The organism is Blautia liquoris, from assembly GCF_015159595.1.
In the GTDB taxonomy this organism is placed as follows: Bacteria; Bacillota; Clostridia; order Lachnospirales; family Lachnospiraceae; genus Novisyntrophococcus; species Novisyntrophococcus liquoris.
Genome location: NZ_CP063304.1, coordinates 1,291,374 through 1,311,362 on the forward strand (window position 1 = coordinate 1,291,374; position 19,989 = coordinate 1,311,362).

A 19,989-nucleotide genomic window follows, 5' to 3' on the forward strand; every position below is an offset into this window, starting at 1 on the left:
TTATGTATTTAAAATCGATTGAAATGCAGGGCTTTAAGTCTTTTGCCAATAAAATTGTACTTGAATTTCATGAAGGAATTACGGGCATTGTAGGGCCTAATGGAAGTGGAAAGAGTAATGTTGGTGATGCGGTCAGATGGGTTCTCGGTGAGCAAAGTGCAAAACAACTGAGAGGCGGGAATATGCAGGACGTTATTTTCTCGGGAACGGAAGCAAGAAGACCTCTGGGATATGCTTCTGTTGCTATCACCCTTGATAACTCCGATCATAAACTAAATATCGATTTTGAAGAAGTCACGGTAACCCGGCGTCTGTATAGGTCGGGAGAGAGTGAATATTTGTTGAATGGCTCAACCTGCCGCTTGAAGGACATTTATGAATTGTTTTATGACACCGGTATTGGCAAAGAGGGGTATTCTATCATCGGACAGGGGCAGATTGATAAGATACTCTCAGGAAAACCGGAAGAAAGAAGAGAACTGTTCGATGAAGCGGCAGGTATCGTTAAATTCAAAAAGAGAAAGGCCACCACGCTTAAAAAGCTGGAAGAAGAACAACAGAATCTCGTGCGTGTAACCGATATCCTGTCAGAGCTGTCCAGACAGCTTGAACCACTTGAGAAGCAGTCGGAATCGGCTAGAATTTATCTGAAAAAGAAGGAAGAACTTAAACAGCAGGAAGTGAATCTGTTTCTGATTGAGATGAAAAATATAGAAACGCAGATTCTTGAAATTACATCAAAATATGAGGCTGCTTCCAGCCAGTTAGATAAGTCAAAACATAATTTTGAGAAAACAAAGCAGGAATACGAAAAGTTAGAACATGAGCTAGAGGATCTTGATGAAAGGATTTCTTCTGCCAGAGATCAGTCCAGTCAGGATGCATTGACGAAACAGCATCTGGAAAATCAGATTGAACTTTTAAAAGAGCAGATACATAACTCCCAGGTAAATGTTGAACATGATAAAGAAAGAATGGAGACTATTCTTGAGGAGATAAAAAAGAGAAATCAATCGAAAGAAGAACATCAAAAGGATCAGGGACAGTTGAATGCTTCGTTAGAAAATGTGCATCAGAGAAAGGAAACAGAGGAAGGAATCTTAAGGAGTCTTCGCACAAGGATGGAGGAGTGCCGGTGTGAGATAGAAAATGAAAAGGCTGAGATCATCGGCATTTTGAATCAAAGAGGGTCCATCAAAGGAAAAATTCAAAGATTTGATGCCATGCTGGAACAGACTTCTATCCGAAAGGCACAGTTGAATCAGAGACTTTTTCGCCTGAAGAGTGATGAAGGCCAGCAGGTTTCGACCTTAGATGCCCTGAATTCGGATTATGAAAATCTCGAAGTACAAGTAAAACAGAAGAAAAAAGAATATGAGGAGATTGAACATAAGATTTCTGCCATTCAAAAAGAACTGACAGAACAAAACCGACAGTTGGAGATCGGACAGATGACTTTTCACAGAGAAGCGTCTCGGCTGGAATCGCTGCGAAACATCACCGAGAGATACGACGGATATGGAAACAGCATAAAAAAAATCATGGAATTGAAGGAAAAAAATCCTGGAATCCATGGTGTTGTGGCGGATCTGTTCCGAACACGGAAAAAATATGAGACAGCACTTGAGACAGCACTTGGAGGAAGCATTCAAAATATTGTTACAGATAATGAAAATACTGCAAAATATCTGATTGAATATCTAAAAAGGGGACGTTTCGGACGTGCTACATTCCTGCCGCTTACCAGTATGAATAAAAACCAGAGATTTCAGGGGGAATCTGCACTGCATGAGTCTGGAGTCATAGGAGTTGCCAAAGACTTGGTAGAATATGATCCTGTCTATGAAGGCTTGTGCAGTCATTTGCTCGGGCGGACCCTGATTGTGGATCATATTGATCATGCGATTGCTCTAGGGAGAAAGTATCATCATTCTTTTCGAATGGTAACTCTGGAAGGAGAACTACTTAGTCCGGGGGGATCTATGTCTGGTGGTGCATTTCGAAATAACAGCAATCTCCTCGGAAGAAGGCGTGAGATTGAGGAACTTGATTCCAGCGTGAAAGCGCTTAAGGAGGAGCTGGATAGTAGCCTAAAATCTGTCAGTGACAATAAAAATGAGAGAAATCGCCTGAGAGATTTGCGGACAGAAAAAAACGAAGAATTGCAGCACCTGTATCTTAGGCAAAATACTATTAAGATGAGTATTAGTCAGGCCAGAGAAAAAACACTTGATATTCGAAATGGATTTGACGGCATTTCAAAAGAATCCATGGAGATTGAATCCCAGATAGAGGAAATTGGAAGAAATAAGCGTGCAATTGAGGAAGAACTGGATGCATCGAAACATAGAGAGAGTGAGCTGAATGCCTCGATTTTGACACTTCAGGATAAACTTGATGCCGATTCCAAGATAGAAAGGGACAAGAGTCATTCTCTTGAATCGATCAGACTCGAATATGCGAATCTGAAGCAAAAAGATGAATTCCTTTCGGAGAATCTAAAACGACTGGATGAAGAGATACGACGTTTTCTGGATGAAGAATCTCAGGTAAAGAAAACGATTGAAGAAGAATCAAATGATGCCCTCAGAAAAGAGACCGATATACAAAAAATTCGAGAGACAATCGAATTCGCGGTACAGACGGATGTAGAGAACCGTGAAAAGATTCAGAAATTCCTGAAGAAAAAAGAAACTCTGAATGCCACACATAAAACCTTTTTTAAACAAAGGGAGGAATTATCCTCGGATATCAGCAGGATGGATAAAGAGTGTTATCGTTTGAATACACAAAAGGAGAAACTGGAAGAGGCCAAAGATGGTCGGATCAATTATATGTGGGAGGAATATGAGATTACTCCCGTCCATGCCGAGAAATTGCGTTCAGACAAGGATCAGGAACCGGTAAAGATTAAGAAATTAGTTTCTGAGATAAAGGAAGCGATCAAAAAACTGGGATCTGTCAATGTGAATGCAATTGAAGATTTTAAAGAAGTGAAACAAAGACACGAATTTCTTGAAAATCAACATACGGATCTCGTAAAGGCTGCGGAAACACTTAGGGGAATTGTCGAAGAACTGGATACAGGAATGCGTAAACAATTCAGTGAAAAGTTTCAGGAGATCAGGGTTGAATTCGATAAGGCGTTCAAAGAATTGTTTGGCGGCGGGAAGGGAATTCTTGAACTGACTGAAGAGGAAGATGTCTTGGAATCAGGAATACGGATTATCAGTCAGCCACCCGGGAAAAAACTTCAGAATATGATGCAGCTATCCGGCGGTGAAAAGGCTTTGACGGCCATCGCCCTTTTATTTGCAATTCAGAATCTGAAACCATCCCCCTTCTGCCTTCTTGACGAGATTGAGGCTGCGCTTGATGATTCGAATGTCACGAGGTTTGCAAAGTATCTTCACAAGTTGACAAAAAACACACAATTTATTATTATAACACACAGGAGAGGAACCATGAATGCAGCGGATCGACTTTATGGGATTACGATGCAGGAGAAGGGCGTATCAACCCTGGTTTCTGTCAATCTGATTGAAAATGAATTGGATGAGTAATAGCGGGAGGAGTAACATATGCCTGAAGAAAGAGTAGGCTTTTTTAAACGACTGGTTAATGGACTATCAAAGACCAGGGACAGTATTGTATCTGGAATAGATTCTATATTCCTTGGATTTTCCAGTATTGATGACGATTTCTATGACGAAATAGAGGAAATTCTGGTCATGGGAGATATTGGAATTAACACTACAACGGCAATTATTGATAACCTAAAAAAAGAGGTGCATGAGCAGCACATTAAAGAACCATCAAAGTGTAAACAACTTTTGATTGACAGCATCAAAAAACAGATGGCAGTGGGAGACACTGCCTATGAATTCGAAAACAGAAAATCTGTTGTTCTCGTGATCGGTGTGAATGGTGTTGGAAAAACCACATCTGTGGGGAAATTGGCTGGAAAATTAAAAGATCAGGGCAAGAAGGTGGTTCTCGCTGCTGCGGATACTTACCGGGCAGCAGCGGGTGAGCAGCTCAGTCAGTGGGCAAAACGGGCCGAGGTTGAGATGATCGGCGGACAAAGTGGTGCGGATCCTGCCTCGGTTGTATATGATGCGGTTGCAGCTGCGAAGGCGAGAAATGCAGATATTCTGCTCTGTGATACAGCAGGCCGCCTGCACAATAAAAAAAATTTGATGGAAGAGTTAAACAAGATTTACCGTATTATTGGAAAAGAATATCCGGAGGCATATCTGGAGACTCTTGTCGTTCTGGATGGCACAACCGGGCAGAATGCGTTGGTACAGGCACGCCAGTTTAATGAAGTTGCAAACATAAACGGTATCATCCTGACAAAACTAGACGGAACGGCAAAAGGTGGAATCGCTGTGGCAATTGAATCCGAGCTTGATATTCCCGTGAAATATATCGGGGTCGGTGAGGAAATCGAAGATCTGCAGAAATTCGATTCCGATGAGTTTGTAAATGCATTATTTGACGTACCAACAGAAAATTAACAGGAGTGTCAAGAGAAAACACTTGACAAGGTTTGATATCTGATGTATTATGCTAAAGGTGATGTTTCATGAATAAGTTGATTGAACAGGCATTGTTATATGATTTTTACGGTGAGTTGCTGACGAAACATCAGCGTCAGGTCTATGAGGAAGTAGTTCTGAATGATTATTCCATCAGCGAAGTCGCCCAGGCATCTGGTATCAGCCGGCAGGGCGTATCTGACATGGTTCGGCGGTGCAATAAGATTCTAGAGGGATATGAAGACAAATTACATCTGGTTGAAAAATTTGTTCATATTAAGGAACATGTGAATCAAATCCGAGAACTGACACATAGTGGTGCGCAGACCGAAGTGATGCGCCAAATTGAAGAGATATCTACTGATATTCTGGAGGAATTGTAATAGATGGCATTTGAAAGCTTAACGGATAAACTGCAGAATGTATTCAGAAACCTTAGAGGAAAAGGCAGACTGACTGAGTCCGATGTAAAGACAGCCATGAAGGAAGTCAAGATGGCACTGCTTGAGGCCGACGTAAACTTTAAAGTGGTGAAGCAATTTATTAAAGCGGTACAGGAGCGTGCAATTGGTGCCGATGTCATGAATGGATTGAATCCCGGACAGATGGTCATCAAGATTGTAAATGATGAATTAATTAAACTCATGGGAAGTGAGACAACAGAAATTGCACTCCGCCCGGGAAATGAAGTTACTGTCATTATGATGGTGGGTCTTCAAGGTGCCGGAAAGACGACAACCACGGCCAAGATTGCCGGAAAGCTGAAAGAAAAAGGCAGAAAGCCGCTGCTTGCCGCCTGTGATGTATACAGGCCCGCGGCGATCACACAGCTTCAGCTTAATGGCGAGAAACAAGGTGTGGAGGTTTTCTCCATGGGGGATAAACAAAAACCTGTGGACATCGCAAAGGCCGCAATAGAGCATGCAAAGAAGAATAACTTTAATGTTGTAATTTTAGATACAGCCGGACGTCTTCATATCGATGAAGATATGATGCAGGAGTTGACAGATATCAAGGATGCAATTCAGGTTGATCAGACAATATTGGTAGTGGATGCCATGACTGGTCAGGATGCTGTAAACGTATCTGAGTCGTTTCATGAAAAAGTTGGAATCGACGGGGTTGTATTGACGAAACTGGATGGCGATACTAGAGGTGGTGCCGCATTATCCATTAAGGCGATCAGCGGGAAACCCATTCTTTATGTTGGTATGGGTGAAAAACTCTCGGATCTGGAGCAATTCTATCCGGATCGAATGGCTTCCCGTATTCTTGGTATGGGTGATGTTATGAGCCTGATTGAAAAGGCTGAAAGCAGCATAGACCAGGAAAAAGCCAAAGAAATGGAGCAGAAATTTAAGAAAGCTCAGTTCGGTTTTGATGATTATCTGGAAAGTATGAATCAGATGAAAAAGATGGGCGGGATAGGTAATGTTTTAAGCATGTTTCCGGGTATGAGCGGTAAGATGCAGGATATTGAAGGAGCTATCGATGAGAAAGATCTTGCGAGAAAAGAAGCGATTATCTATTCAATGACACCAAAGGAAAGAACCAATCCTGATTTGATTAACCCATCGAGAAAAGCCAGAATTGCGAAAGGTGCAGGCCTTCCGATTATAGAGGTAAATCGTTTTATCAAACAGTTTGATCAGGCCAGAAAGATGATGAAACAAGTGCCTGGCATGATGGGAAAGAAAAGCAGAAAACACGGAGGTTTCAAACTGCCGTTTTAAAGGTTGTTTGTTCTCAATATATATTTTTCACAGGGAGGTGAATAAGATGGCAGTAAAGATTCGTTTGAAAAGAATGGGACAGAAAAAGGCTCCTTTCTATAGAATTGTTGTAGCGGATTCCAGATCTCCGAGAGACGGTAGATTTATCGAAGAAATCGGAACATATGATCCAAGTGCAGATCCCAGCGTATACAACGTGAATGAAGAAGCAGCTAAGAAATGGCTTGCGAATGGCGCACAGCCTACCGAGGTGGTTGGAAAGCTCTTTAAAATTGCTGGTATTGAGAAATAAAATACGGTTCGGAGGTAACTTTGTAATGAAAGAATTAGTAGAAGTAATTGCAAAATCTCTGGTTGAGAATCCGGACGAAGTGGTCGTTACCGAGACCGAAAGCGGGGATTCCGTATTGGTAGAATTGAAGGTAGCATCTTCTGATATGGGTAAAGTAATCGGAAGGCAGGGTCGGATCGCGAAAGCAATCCGTTCAGTAGTGAAGGCTGCTTCTTCCAAAAGCGATAAGAAAGTCGTAGTAGAAATAGTAGAGTAATTGGGTATGATTATGATATAGTCAATACCCCCAAAAGAACAGGTAGTTGATCTTTTCTTTTGGGGGTATTGTGTTATCCGGAGGTAAATAAAATAAATGGAAGATTTTTTAAGAGTCGGGATTATCACCTCTACACACGGGGTAAAGGGTGAGGCAAAAGTATTTCCGACAACTGATGACAAGGGGCGTTTTAAAAGCCTTAAAGAAGTATTCCTTCTTAATGACGGGGAGAAATTGCCGCTTAAAATCAATGGTGTAAAGTTTTTTAAACAGTTTGTCATACTGAAGTTCCAGGGAATTGATACCTTAAATGACGTTGAAAAATATAAGGGCGGTGAGCTTTACGTTTTACGGGAGGAGGCCGTCCCGCTGGGACAAGATGAATATTATATCGGAGATCTGATCGGGACTCGGGTATTTACAGACGATGGGAAATTATTTGGCATCTTAAAGGACGTAATGCAGACAGGTGCCAATGATGTATATATAGTAAGAGTAAACAGCGAAGAGAACCAGGAAGTGCTGATTCCGGCCATCCATGACTGTATTTTAGATGTGGATGTAGCTCACAACAAGATGGTGGTCCGTCTGATGGAGGGACTCACATGAATTATCATGTTCTGACTCTATTTCCGGAAATGATAGAACAGGCAGCACATACGAGTATATTAGGACGTGCGCTTAAAAATGGCTGTATCTCGCTGGAGACATGGAACATCAGAGATTATTCAACAAATAAGCATATGAGAGTTGACGATTATCCCTATGGAGGAGGTGCGGGAATGGTGATAGAGGCAGAGCCTGTTTATCGTGCCTATTCAGCTGTTAAGGATAAGATTGGACGGAAACCAAGGACAATCTATCTGACGCCCCAGGCCAAAGTGTTAAATCAGACAATGGTGGAAGAATTGGCACTGGAGAAAGATCTGGTTATGATCTGCGGACATTATGAGGGAATTGATGAGCGTGTGTTGGATGAGAGTGTGACGGATTATGTTTCAATTGGCGATTATGTGCTGACTGGCGGAGAACTTGGTGCTATGGTTCTTATCGATGCAGTTTCCAGATTTGTTCCGGGAGTGTTGTCTAATGAGGAATCTGCCCAATTTGAGTCTCTCCAGGATAACCTTCTAGAGTATCCGCACTACACCAGACCTGAAGTCTGGCATGAAAAAGAGGTACCTGCAATTCTTCTGTCAGGAGATCATAACAGAATTGAACAGTGGAGATATGAACGATCAATTGAAAGGACGAAAGAGAGGCGCCCCGATCTTTTGCAGCAAAGTCTACAGGTTCATTGTGCATGTTATGGAAACGAGATGATTCAGGAAATGGCTGACAGACTATGCCAGACATTGTCCAGATATGGTCAAGTCCTCAATTTCAACAGGAAGAAACTGAGAAAGCAGAAGTACTATTTTGACTCTCATGATTTGGTTGTGCTTTTAGCGGGTAAAGAGTATGAAGATGATGCGGGTATTCCGGAGGCATTCACAAATCTATATGGGAAAGATACCCCCTGTTTTCTTTTTGTCCCTGAAACCTCGATTCATGATGTCGGGACTGACCAGGCAAAAAGAACAGACAAGCTTCAAAGACTACTTGAAAGAAGGGGCTTTCTTATGAAAAGAATTTATCCTCTTTTTTCGATAGAAAATCATTGCAAAGAGACAGTACTGAAAATCAGAAAAATACTCGAATAAGACAAAGTTCTTGCATTTACCAAATACTTATAGTATAATGTTCGTTGTTGATTGTACAAGATGGTCCGCTGTCACGCTGATCGGTGATAAGAACATCCAAAGATATGATAAGGAGAGTTAGCATGAACGATATTATTAAGCAGATCGAAGCTGAGCAGCTGAAAAAAGAAGTGCCGGAATTTGGTGTCGGTGATACAGTAAGAGTACACGGCAGAATCAAAGAGGGTAATCGTGAGAGAATCCAGATATTTGAAGGCGTTGTTATGAAGAAACAAGGTGGCGGAAACAGAGCAACATTCACGGTTCGCAAGAAATCCAGTGGAATTGGTGTCGAAAAGACTTGGCCCTTACATTCTCCTAATGTAGAGAAGGTAGAAGTTGTAAGACATGGTAAAGTAAGACGTGCAAAACTGAACTACTTGAGAGGCCGTATCGGTAAAGCTGCTAAGGTAAAAGAGCTTGTAAAATAATTAGATCACAGGGACTTATACATTGGTATATGGTCCCTGTTTTCGAATGAGGATTAGTGTATGAGATTCAGTCCAGGCTATGTGAAAGACTATTTCGCGAAAACTAAATATAAGACTATTTTTATATGGATTGTGGAGATTGTTCTGGTTATCGTGCTGGCAGCCGGAGTGTCTTACTTTTTTGGTAAAAGTGTTGTTGTACAGGAAGGTTCCATGGAGCCGACATTGAAAGCAGGGGATCGTGTTTTGATAAATTCAGCGGTTTACAAATTGTCCTCCCCAAAACGTGGTGACGTCATCGTACACCGTACATCAAGGAACGATAAATCGAGCCTTCATATCAAGAGAATTATCGGATTACCAGGTGAGACGGTACAAATTAAAAACGGAAAGATACTTGTTGACGGCAAACGATATAAAGAGGCCAGAGAATATCCAAAGATAAAAAATCCAGGCATGGCGGAGAGCTCTGTCAAGCTTAAAAGTGGAGAATATTTTGTGCTGGGAGACAACAGAAACAACAGTGAAGACAGTCGATATACTGATGTGGGAAATATAAAGAAGAAGAACATCATAGGAAGACTCTGGTTTGTTATTTCCCCGAAGAACCGAATCGGTATCTTAAAAAATTGATTCGATTGTCAAAAGCCCACCCCGAATGTTGAGAACCGGGATGGGTTTTTGACAATCGAATAGATCAGGAGGAATATAGATGAATTATCAATGGTATCCGGGACATATGACGAAAGCGAAACGTCAGATGATGGAAGATATAAAATTAATCGATTTGGTGATAGAACTGGTGGATGCAAGAGTGCCTTACGCTTCACGCAATCCGGAAATAAATGATCTTGCGAGAAATAAAGCGAGAATAATTTTACTCAACAAAGTGGATTTGGCGGATGAAAGCAAAACCGTTAAGTGGCAGAAATATTTTGAAGAAGAAGGATTTACTGTAGTGAAGGTAAATTCAAAAAGCGGTGCCGGTCTGAAATTAATTCAGGGAGCAATTCAAGAATCATGCAAGGCGAAGATTGAACGGGATAAACGAAGGGGAATCAAAAATCGTCCTGTAAGGGCGATGGTAGTTGGAATTCCAAATGTCGGTAAGTCTACATTTATTAATTCCTATGCAGGAAAAGCAGCCACAAAGACCGGCAATAAACCCGGCGTTACAAAAGGTAAACAGTGGATACGCCTGAATAGGTCTTTGGAACTTCTGGACACACCGGGCATTTTATGGCCAAAGTTCGAGGATCAGAAGGTGGGACTGCATCTTGCTATGATTGGATCTATAAAAGATGATATTTTAAATACAGAGGAACTAGCACTTGAAGTACTCATGTTCTTTCAATCTGAATATCCTGGTAACCTGAAAAAACGTTATGGGATCGAGGAATCAAAAAAATGGGTGGATATGTTAAGCCAAATCGCCCGTGTGCGCCAGTGCCTGAAAAAGGGTGAGGAGCTTGATTATGTAAAGGCAGCGGATATTGTTCTTGATGACTTCAGAAATGGAAATCTGGGAAGGCTTACCCTGGAAGAACCATGAGGAGGAGACAAATGAAGAAGACAATTGCCGAAATCAGTCTGGAATTTGATCTGACAGAGGAGTCCCGTATGGATGATCTCTGCCATACATATAAAGATGATGCTCGTGTGGGTGTGCAAAATCTGATAAAAAAAGCGATTAAAAAGCAGAATGAATTGAGAACTGAGCGGGAACGAATAAAAAAACTAGAGATCTATGAGCGTAAGTATGAACATCTGGGATATGTCTGTGGCATTGATGAGGTAGGAAGAGGACCGCTTGCGGGACCGGTAGTTGCCGGAGCCGTTATTCTTCCGAAAGACTGTCAGATCTTGTACCTAAATGATTCCAAACAGTTATCAGCTTCCAGAAGAGAAGAATTGTATGATGTTATCATGAAGGAAGCAGTGGCTGTTGGAATTGGATATCGAAGTCCTGCCCGAATTGATGAGATTAATATCCTTCAGGCGACATACGAAGCGATGAAAGAAGCAGTCAGCAAACTAAAACCGCAGCCACAGGTACTGCTCAACGATGCTGTAACGATTCCAGATGTGTTAATACAGCAAGTTCCTCTGATCAAAGGGGACTGCAGGAGTGTTTCCATTGCGGCGGCAAGCATTGTGGCAAAAGTGACTAGAGACAGACTCATGGTTGAATATGACAAGATTATACCGGGGTATCACCTGGCATCGAATAAAGGCTACGGATCGGCAGAGCATATTGAGGCACTGAAAAAATTCGGGCCCAGTCCGATCCACAGAAGATCTTTTATTAAACATTTCTGCTGATGGAGGCGGCTTGCGTGAATAATACACAAAAAGGTAGAGCACAGGAGGAGCGAGCCTGCAATTATCTGAGAGGGAAGGGATATGAAATTCTGAACCGAAACTTTTACAGTCGTTTTGGCGAGATTGATATCATTGCAAGGCAGCAGGAAACGATTGTATTTATAGAAGTAAAATATCGTGAGAATACAAGTGCTATCATCCCGGAGGAGGCAGTTGACTATAAGAAACGGAAAAGAATCATCAAAACAGCAGATTATTACCGCTTGAAGAATCGAATATGGGATGATATCCCTTGCCGATTTGATGTTATATCCATGGCACAAGAGAAAATCATTCACCATGCAAATGCTTTCGGATATGACGGTAAAAATCTGGACTGAAAGATATGAGGCAAAAAAGATGATAATTAACTGGAAAGATGAAAAGGAACCTAAAATGGAAGTGATGCGGAAAAATGGTGTAACATGGCTTGAATTCTCGACTCTGTCAAATGTGGATTTTGTTACACATGCTTTCTCCACTCGCCTTGGAGGGGTGAGCAGCGGTATCTTCTCATCTATGAACCTTGGTTTTACCAGAGGAGATGATGAAAAGAATGTCAGAGAAAACTTTCAAAGACTGTCGGATGCCATTGGTATAGCAGTTGATAGCATTGTGACTTCAGATCAGACTCATACGACGAACATCAGACGAGTGACTCGAGACGATTGCGGCAATGGGGTGACAAGACCTAGGGGATTTCATGATATTGATGGTTTGATTACAGATGAACCAGGTGTAACTCTGGCAACATTTTATGCGGACTGTGTTCCTCTTTACTTTGTGGATCCGGTGCATAAGGCGATTGGCCTGTCACATTCCGGATGGAGAGGAACCGTACATAAGATGGGGAAGGTGACAGTGGAAGCCATGGGTGAGGCCTTTGGAACGGACCCGCAAGATCTTGTGACGGCCATCGGCCCTTCCATCTGTCAGGACTGTTACGAAGTCAGTGAGGATGTTATTAATGAATTTTCGACTGCCTTTGATGTGTCTTTATATGAAAAATTATACTACAAGAAAAATAATGGAAAGTATCAGCTGAATTTATGGGAGGCAAACCGTCAGATTCTGCTTGAAGCGGGAGTAGGGGAGCATCACATACAGACATCAAATCTATGTACCTGCTGCAACTCAAAATTCTTGTTTTCACACAGGGCCTCACAGGGAAAAAGAGGAAATTTGGGAGCATTTTTGATGATAAAAAATTGAAAAGATAAAAGTAAAGAAGATTGCATGACTGTTTCAAGCCTTGCAATCTTTCTTACTTTTGTTTGGGAACTCAGTTCCTATTTGCACTTATTCAGCAAATTTGTGATCTTAGTTGTGGTGTCGCGAACTTTTTCTACCGAGACATCGTGGTTTAATATGTCGATGATACTGGCGATGTATTTTCCCATCGAAGCCGGTTCGTACCAGGGACGGCCGAGCAGATTCGGTGAGCGGTAAGTCAGATCTGTTGTGATGATTTTTTCGAAATAACCCTTTGCATAGAAATCGTCAAACTTTTCCAACCCATCTGTAAAAAGTCCAAAAGTGGTACAAACAAATACACGTGCAGCACCTCTGTCTTTGACTTGCCTGGCTACATCAAGCATACTTTCTCCTGAGGATATCATATCATCAATGATGATTACATCTTTTCCTTTTACGGAATCTCCGAGAAACTCATGGGCTACAATCGGATTCTTACCATTTACAACGGTAGAGTAATCTCTGCGTTTATAGAACATACCCATGTCAACACCAAGTATGTTTGCAAAGTATACGGCTCTTGGCATAGCTCCCTCGTCAGGGCTGATGACCATTAGATGATCGTTGTCCAGATGCAGATCCGGCACAGATTTGATCAGCGCCTTTAAAAACTGATATGTTGGCATGAAGTTATCGAATCCCGACAGTGGAATTGAATTCATAACACGCGGATCATGTGCGTCAAATGTGATAATATTTTTTACTCCCATGCCGGTCAGTTCCCGAAGTGCCAATGCACAGTCCAGCGATTCACGACTGGTGCGTTTGTGCTGTCTGCTTTCATACATAAAAGGCATAATTACGTTGATTCGATGCGCCTTTCCATTTGCTGCTGCGATGATTCTCTTCAGATCCTGAAAATGATCATCGGGCGACATATGATTGGTATGTCCGAAAGCCTGATAAGTGATACTCCAGTTGCAGACATCAACTAAAAGGAATAAATCCACACCACGCACAGACTCCGTCAGTTTTCCCTTTGCCTCACCTGTTCCAAAACGAGGGCAGTCACAGCCTATTAGGAAGGAATCTTCGAAATAGCCGGATAGATTTCTGCGGTCGTTATGGTGAAGGACAAGGTCCTTACGAAATTGTACAAGGTATTGATCAATGGTTCGGGCCATCTCTTCACAACCTTTTAAAGCCGCCAGCTTCAGCGGGGCGACAGGAATCGAGTTCTCCAGTGGGACTAAGTTTGCCATAGCATCCTCCAATAATGCGAATCTTTTGTGAACGATTTTGATTCATACGAATAACCATTCCTATAAATTTATATCACTAAATTACACCTTTCGTCAAGGTGAAACTGAATTTGCAAAACAGCACACTTGCTTTTTGAGCCTAAAATTGGTATGATACTAGGGTTAAAAGGTTATGCTTTTCATGCTTGCATGAAAAGCAATAACCTTGGAACCCGAACAAACATGAGAATGTAGCCCGATAGGGTGGAATTCGAATGTTTGCAGGATTGCGGGAGCACGAAGTGCGCAGCAATCCGTGGTATCATATAAGGTGCGTGAGGACATTAGGTTATGCTTTTCATGCTTGCATGAAAAGCAATAACCTTGGAACCCGAACAAACATGAGAATGTAGCCCGATAGGGTGGAATTCGAATGTTTGCAGGATTGCGGGAGCACGAAGTGCGCAGCAATCCGTGGTATCATATAAGGTGCGTGAGGACACTAGGTTATGCTTTTCATGCTTGCATGAAAAGCAATAACCTTGGAACCCGAACAAACATGAGATAAGTAGAAGGCAGGTTGCTAAGAATTATAAAAATGAAGAATAAAGGACATATTATAAAGAGTATCGAACCCGGCAGTATCGCCGAGGAAATGGGACTCGACTGCGGGGATGAAGTGCTTTCAATCAATGGAAAAATCATTGAGGATGTCTTTGATTATCATTATCTTATGGATGATGATTATATTGAATTGGGCATCAAAAAAGCAGACGGTGAAGAATGGGTTCTTGAGATTGACAAAGAACATGATGAAGATCTGGGGATTACGTTTGAGAATGGTCTGATGGATAGCTACCGGTCCTGCAGCAATCAATGTATGTTTTGCTTTATTGATCAGATGCCTCGTGGAATGCGAGACACATTGTACTTTAAAGATGATGATTCCAGATTGTCATTTTTACAGGGGAATTATGTCACTTTGACAAATATGAGTGATCACGATATAGACAGAATTATTCAGTATCATCTCGCACCAATTAACATATCATTTCACACGACAAATCCGATCCTCAGGTGCAAGATGCTTCACAACCGATTCGCCGGGGACATCTTCATGAAAGTCAAAAGACTTTATGATGCCGGGATTGAGATGAATGGACAGATTGTGCTTTGCAAAGGTGTTAATGACAAGGAGGAACTTGAGAAGAGTATTCAAGACTTAAGTGGTTTCCTGCCTCATCTTCGGAGCATATCTGTAGTTCCGGTAGGACTCACTCGTTACAGAGATGGTCTTTATCCTCTGGAAGCATTTACAAGGGATGATGCAGAGCAAGTTTTAAATACAATCCATAAATGGCAGGAGAAACTATATCCCAAATATGGAATCCATTTCGTGTATGCCTCGGATGAATGGTATATTCTGGCCGGGAGGGAACTACCCAGTGAGGAGACCTATGATGGATATCTGCAGTATGAGAATGGAGTTGGTATGCTTCGCCTTTTAGAGACAGAGATCGAGGAGGAAATGAGTCAAAGGGTCGCTGATGCAAGAACCAGAGACATTTCTATCGCCACAGGAGCTTTGGCGGCGCCATTTATCAAAGAATACACGGAGAACATCAGAAAAATATATCCCGGTATCCATGTGAAGGTTTTTTCTGTGGCCAATATTTTTTTTGGGGAGAGTATTACAGTGTCGGGACTGCTTACAGGGCAAGATATTAAAAATCAGCTAAAGGGTCAAAGTTTGGGTGAAAAGCTTTTAATTCCCTGCAATATGCTGAGACAGGGAGAAAATGTTTTCCTCGATGATATGACTGTTGAGGAGCTGGAAGAAGCTCTTGGCGTGCCGATTCTCGTGGTAGACGAACCAGGTAAGGATTTTGTGAGAGCCGTTGCTGATAAAGATGCGGTCATAACACATAGAAGGAGAATAATGTATGAGCAAACCGATTGTAGCGATAGTGGGTCGGCCAAATGTAGGTAAATCCACGCTTTTTAATGCCCTGGCGGGTGAGAAGATTTCCATTGTCAAAGACACTCCGGGGGTGACGCGTGACCGGATCTATGCAGACGTCAGTTGGCTGGATTATAATTTTACATTGATTGATACGGGAGGAATTGAACCGGACAGCAGTGATATGATATTAAAGAGTATGCGCGAGCAGGCCCAGATTGCCATTGATACTGCTGATGTCATAATCTTTCTTACCGATGTCAGACAGGGTCTTTTGGATGCGGACGCTAAAGTATGTGATATGCTTCGGCGCAGCGGCAAGCCAGTTCTTCTGGTTGTAAATAAGGTGGATAATTTTGATAAGTTTCTGATGGACACTTATGAATTCTATAATCTGGGCATTGGTGATCCCATACCGGTATCAGCTGCATCAAAACTGGGTCTGGGTGATATGCTGGATGAGGTAGTGAAACATTTTAATGATACTGCTTTGGGGGAAGAAGAGGACGAAATTCCCGGCATTGCCATTATTGGAAAGCCTAATGTGGGGAAGTCTTCCATTATCAATAAACTTCTCGGGGAGAATCGTGTGATTGTATCTGACATAGCCGGAACAACGAGGGATGCAATTGATACAGTAATCAGACACAATGGCAATGATTACAACTTCATTGATACAGCAGGTCTACGAAGAAAAAACAAGGTAAAGGAAGAACTGGAACGATATAGCATCATCCGAACAGTATCGGCAGTAGAACGTGCGGATATCGCAGTTCTCGTTATAGATGCAAAGGAAGGGGTATCGGAACAGGATGCCAAAATTGTTGGAATCGCACATGACCGGGGAAAGGGAATCATTGTCGCAGTGAATAAATGGGACGATGTGGAGAAAAATAATAAGACAGTTTCCGAATATACCAATAAGGTGAGACAAATTCTCTCTTTTATTCCTTATGCGGAGATCTTATTTATTTCGGCAAAGACAGGGCAAAGACTGGCAAAACTCTTTGATATTATTGATATGGTACTTGAAAACCAGACTATGAGGGTGCAGACTGGTGTCTTGAATGAGATTATGACTGAAGCAGTGGCGCTGCAGCAGCCGCCTTCGGACCGTGGAAGACGTCTGAAATTATATTATATGACGCAGGTTTCGGTAAAGCCGCCGACATTTGTTATCTTTGTAAATGATAAAGAACTGATGCATTTTTCTTATACCAGATATCTGGAGAATCGTATCAGAGATGCTTTCGGATTCAAGGGCACGGCTTTACGATTTATTATCAGGGAACGGAAGGAAAAATAAGATGGAACGAATTATTTGCTTAATCATAGGATATTGCTGTGGTTTATTTCAGACTTCTTATTATTATGGAAAGATGCATGGTATTGATATAAGACAACATGGGAGTGGCAATGCAGGTACAACGAACGCTCTTCGCACGCTGGGCAAAAGAGCTGGTATTATCACTTTAGTAGGGGACTGCCTAAAATGTATGCTTGCAGTATGGATTGTTCGTCTGATCTATGGAAGAACCTATCCTGATATGATTCGGCTACTGGGCTTGTATGCGTCAGCAGGAACGATACTCGGACACAATTTTCCTTTTTACCTGAAGTTTAAAGGAGGTAAGGGAATTGCTGCTACTGCCGGTATGATAATTTCTTTTGACTGGAGAATTACTCTTATAGAAATCGTAGTATTTTTCGGTACCTTTTTTATCACACATTATGTTTCGCTGGGATCACTTCTGGTATATGTATTCTTTATTATACTGGTAGTCATCATGGGACAGACGGGAACTCTTATGATTCCACGCCAGTACATAATGGAAACTTATGTGTTGGTGATTTTACTGGCACTATTGGCTTTCTGGCAGCACAGGAAAAATATCGTAAAGCTTCATAATGGCACAGAGAATAAAACATATCTAAAAAAAGAAAAGACGGGTGATGACTCTAATATAGAAGAGTCAGATTCCTGAGAAAGCAGGGTGAAAGAATGGCAAAAATTAGTGTTTTAGGGGCAGGAAGCTGGGGAACCGCTCTTGCGTGGCTTCTGCATAATAATGGCCATGATGTGATGATCTGGTCTGTCATGAAGGATGAGGTGGAAGCCCTTGACAGAGATCATGAAAACAAGAAAAAACTTCCCGGAGTGATTCTTCCACAAGATATGATACTCACAAGCGATCTGGAAGCTGCCTGCAGCGGGCAGGATCTCCTGGTAACTGCGGTGGCTTCTCCGTATATTCGATCAACGGCACATTCAATGAAGCCTTATGTAAAGAAAGGTCAGTTGATTGTAAACGTGGCCAAGGGGATCGAAGAACATTCATTGAAGACGCTGAGTGATATTATTGAAGAGGAGATACCTCAGGCAGTGGTGACGGTACTTTCCGGACCAAGTCACGCGGAAGAAGTGGGAAAAGGAATTCCGACCACAATTGTCGCAGGTGCAAAGAAAGAAGAAGTAGCTGAATACATTCAGGAACTGTTCATGAGCCCTGTCTTTCGTGTCTATACCAGCCCGGATGTGCTGGGGATTGAGATTGGAGCGGCGCTTAAGAATGTCATCGCTTTAGCAGCTGGAATTGCCGATGGTCTCGGATATGGTGATAACACAAAAGCAGCACTGATAACCAGAGGAATTGCCGAGATTTCAAGACTTGCAGAAGCGATGGGTGCCAGAAGCGAGACACTATTTGGATTGTCTGGTATTGGTGATCTTGTAGTCACATGTTCCAGCAGACATAGCCGAAACAGAAAAGCTGGTTATCTGATTGGTCAGGGAAGAACGATGAAACAGGCAATGGATGAAGTCTCAATGATTGTCGAGGGAGTTTACTCCGCAAAGGCGGGACTTGAATTATCCGAGAAGTATAAGATCGATATGCCAATTACATTGGCAGTAAATGAAGTACTCTTCAACAATAAACCTGCAGCAGAGGCAGTGAATGATCTGATGCTGCGGGATAAAAAAATGGAAATTGAAGCCGATCTCTGGGAGAAATAATCATTTCCTTAGATCCTATGAATGATAAAATTCCCCCACTGGCAGTGAGGTAGATGCTGCTTATGGGGGAGTCTTTTATTCTACATCCGTTCCGATCATATCACTTGGAATGCTGGCGGTTCTCAGATGTTCATCCAGTGCATCTATGGCTGTCATCTCACTTTCTGTCAGTTCAAAATCATAAATATCAATATTATCTCGGATACGATCTTCGTGAACTGATTTTGGCAAAATGCCAATGTCTTGTTGAATCAGCCAATGCAAGCCTACCTGAACAGCGCTTTTGTTGTATTTAGCACCAATCTGTTTTAGAAGCTTGTTGTCTGAATAGGCACCTCTTGCCAGTGGGGCGTATGCCTGGACCACAATTCCCCTGCTTTGACAGTATTTTACTAATTCTTTTCTGCTCCAGAGAGGATGATATTCAATCTGATTGACAGCGGGTATAACCCCTGTGCTTTCGAACAGATGTTCGAGATGATGGATTCCAAAGTTACTGACACCGATGGATTTTATGTCACCGGACTGCCGAAGTTTCTCAAGTGCTTTCCAGGTTTCAGTATAACAGCCGGGAACCGGCCAGTGAATCATATAGAGATCGAAATAGTTGATTTTCATCCTGTCAAGTGAGCGACGAAAAGCACCTTCTATATCGCCCATCCTCTGGGCCGTATTCCAAACCTTTGATGTTATAAATAAATCTTGCCTGGGCAGACCGCAGTTATTAATTGCCCTGCCTATGATTTCTTCATTCTTATATACTGAGGCCGTGTCAATTAAACGGTAACCTGCCTCTACAGCAGCAGTAACCGCCCGCATCGCATCGTCATCCTTTTGAATTTTGTAGACCCCAAGACCAGTTTTCGGCATGGTATGATTATCATTTAATATAAAGTCTGATGCTTCCGATGACATCGTATACACCTCCTGAATGTTTTCTGCTTTTTAATATGGTATAATACATGCAGATTACTCCATATTTTTATATCCTAACACAGAAATGTAAACAAACAATGAAATAATTTGTTAAAAAAGTAATACATAATTGTTAAGAGCTTGTAGTATATGAAGATATCCTGTTTGGAGATCTTAAAGGTATGCTTTTACATGCAAACATGAAACACATAATCCTTTGTCTCTGGCAATAACATGATGTTGGAGTCAAAAGTAATTTGACCCCCTATGATACACGGATTACTTCGCACTTTGTGCTCACGTATCT

The 19,989-nt window shown here is 42.0% G+C and carries 20 protein-coding genes; 18 read left to right on the forward strand and 2 right to left on the reverse strand.

Annotated elements, in window-relative coordinates; translation table 11 throughout:
- The first annotated feature begins 2 nt into the window (after positions 1-2).
- The 14 genes from smc (at position 3) to pgeF (ending at position 12,568) form a co-directional block, all read left to right on the forward strand.
- A complete protein-coding gene (smc, locus tag INP51_RS05830; RefSeq protein ID WP_193736784.1) occupies positions 3-3,563 on the forward strand; it encodes a chromosome segregation protein SMC in 3,561 nt (1,186 codons plus the stop codon).
- A gap of 18 nt (positions 3,564-3,581) precedes the next feature.
- On the forward strand, positions 3,582-4,520 hold the full coding sequence (ftsY, locus tag INP51_RS05835; protein ID WP_193736785.1) for a signal recognition particle-docking protein FtsY: 939 nt from the start codon (positions 3,582-3,584) through the stop codon (positions 4,518-4,520).
- 68 nt (positions 4,521-4,588) lie between these two features.
- A complete protein-coding gene (gene ylxM, locus INP51_RS05840) occupies positions 4,589-4,924 on the forward strand; it encodes a YlxM family DNA-binding protein (RefSeq protein ID WP_193736786.1) in 336 nt (111 codons plus the stop codon).
- Between the two features lie 3 nt (positions 4,925-4,927).
- Positions 4,928-6,274, forward strand: a complete 1,347-nt coding sequence (gene ffh, locus INP51_RS05845; RefSeq protein ID WP_193736787.1) for a signal recognition particle protein — start codon at positions 4,928-4,930, stop codon at positions 6,272-6,274.
- 46 nt (positions 6,275-6,320) lie between these two features.
- Positions 6,321-6,566: a 30S ribosomal protein S16 gene (gene rpsP / locus INP51_RS05850; protein WP_193736788.1), complete on the forward strand. Its 246-nt coding sequence runs from the start codon at positions 6,321-6,323 to the stop codon at positions 6,564-6,566.
- Between the two features lie 25 nt (positions 6,567-6,591).
- Complete coding sequence (locus INP51_RS05855) at positions 6,592-6,822, forward strand: KH domain-containing protein (RefSeq protein ID WP_193736789.1); 231 nt, start codon at positions 6,592-6,594, stop codon at positions 6,820-6,822.
- A gap of 96 nt (positions 6,823-6,918) precedes the next feature.
- The gene (gene rimM / locus INP51_RS05860; protein ID WP_193736790.1) at positions 6,919-7,431 is read left to right on the forward strand and encodes a ribosome maturation factor RimM; all 513 of its coding nucleotides are present in this window, start codon (positions 6,919-6,921) and stop codon (positions 7,429-7,431) included.
- Positions 7,428-8,525 carry a tRNA (guanosine(37)-N1)-methyltransferase TrmD gene (gene trmD / locus INP51_RS05865; RefSeq protein WP_193736791.1) on the forward strand — a complete coding sequence of 366 codons (1,098 nt, stop codon included), beginning with the start codon at positions 7,428-7,430 and terminating at the stop codon, positions 8,523-8,525. Before rimM ends, trmD begins: the two co-directional genes overlap by 4 nt.
- Before the next feature lie 122 nt (positions 8,526-8,647).
- Positions 8,648-8,995: a 50S ribosomal protein L19 gene (gene rplS, locus INP51_RS05870; protein WP_193736792.1), complete on the forward strand. Its 348-nt coding sequence runs from the start codon at positions 8,648-8,650 to the stop codon at positions 8,993-8,995.
- A gap of 60 nt (positions 8,996-9,055) precedes the next feature.
- The gene (gene lepB, locus INP51_RS05875) at positions 9,056-9,628 is read left to right on the forward strand and encodes a signal peptidase I (RefSeq protein ID WP_193736793.1); all 573 of its coding nucleotides are present in this window, start codon (positions 9,056-9,058) and stop codon (positions 9,626-9,628) included.
- 79 nt (positions 9,629-9,707) lie between these two features.
- Positions 9,708-10,547 (forward strand): ribosome biogenesis GTPase YlqF, encoded by an 840-nt coding sequence (gene ylqF / locus INP51_RS05880; protein ID WP_193736794.1) that lies wholly within the window; start codon positions 9,708-9,710, stop codon positions 10,545-10,547.
- Positions 10,548-10,558: 11 nt separating this feature from the next.
- A complete protein-coding gene (locus INP51_RS05885) occupies positions 10,559-11,317 on the forward strand; it encodes a ribonuclease HII (protein WP_193736795.1) in 759 nt (252 codons plus the stop codon).
- A 14-nt stretch (positions 11,318-11,331) separates the two neighbouring features.
- Positions 11,332-11,697, forward strand: coding sequence for a YraN family protein (locus tag INP51_RS05890; RefSeq protein WP_230406887.1), 366 nt, complete (start codon positions 11,332-11,334; stop codon positions 11,695-11,697).
- Positions 11,675-12,568 carry a peptidoglycan editing factor PgeF gene (gene pgeF, locus INP51_RS05895; protein ID WP_331463516.1) on the forward strand — a complete coding sequence of 298 codons (894 nt, stop codon included), beginning with the start codon at positions 11,675-11,677 and terminating at the stop codon, positions 12,566-12,568. The genes INP51_RS05890 and pgeF overlap by 23 nt, the downstream gene beginning before the upstream one ends.
- Before the next feature lie 77 nt (positions 12,569-12,645).
- Here the strand turns inward: pgeF and INP51_RS05900 are convergent, their stop codons facing one another.
- Complete coding sequence (locus INP51_RS05900; protein WP_193736797.1) at positions 12,646-13,812, reverse strand: ribose-phosphate pyrophosphokinase; 1,167 nt, start codon at positions 13,810-13,812, stop codon at positions 12,646-12,648.
- Positions 13,813-14,389: 577 nt separating this feature from the next.
- On the opposite strand from INP51_RS05900, the gene INP51_RS05905 reads away from it, so the two are divergent.
- Genes INP51_RS05905 through INP51_RS05920 form a run of 4 tightly spaced genes read left to right on the forward strand, consistent with a single transcriptional unit; the run spans position 14,390 to position 18,767 of the window.
- On the forward strand, positions 14,390-15,781 hold the full coding sequence (locus INP51_RS05905) for a DUF512 domain-containing protein (RefSeq protein ID WP_193736798.1): 1,392 nt from the start codon (positions 14,390-14,392) through the stop codon (positions 15,779-15,781).
- Positions 15,735-17,057 (forward strand): ribosome biogenesis GTPase Der, encoded by a 1,323-nt coding sequence (der, locus tag INP51_RS05910; protein ID WP_193736799.1) that lies wholly within the window; start codon positions 15,735-15,737, stop codon positions 17,055-17,057. The genes INP51_RS05905 and der overlap by 47 nt, the downstream gene beginning before the upstream one ends.
- 1 nt (position 17,058) lies before the next feature.
- Positions 17,059-17,736, forward strand: a complete 678-nt coding sequence (gene plsY, locus INP51_RS05915; protein WP_193736800.1) for a glycerol-3-phosphate 1-O-acyltransferase PlsY — start codon at positions 17,059-17,061, stop codon at positions 17,734-17,736.
- 17 nt (positions 17,737-17,753) lie between these two features.
- Positions 17,754-18,767 carry an NAD(P)H-dependent glycerol-3-phosphate dehydrogenase gene (locus INP51_RS05920; RefSeq protein ID WP_193736801.1) on the forward strand — a complete coding sequence of 338 codons (1,014 nt, stop codon included), beginning with the start codon at positions 17,754-17,756 and terminating at the stop codon, positions 18,765-18,767.
- A 75-nt stretch (positions 18,768-18,842) separates the two neighbouring features.
- Here the strand turns inward: INP51_RS05920 and INP51_RS05925 are convergent, their stop codons facing one another.
- Positions 18,843-19,682: an aldo/keto reductase gene (locus tag INP51_RS05925; RefSeq protein WP_230406888.1), complete on the reverse strand. Its 840-nt coding sequence runs from the start codon at positions 19,680-19,682 to the stop codon at positions 18,843-18,845.
- Between the last annotated feature and the right edge of the window lie 307 nt (positions 19,683-19,989).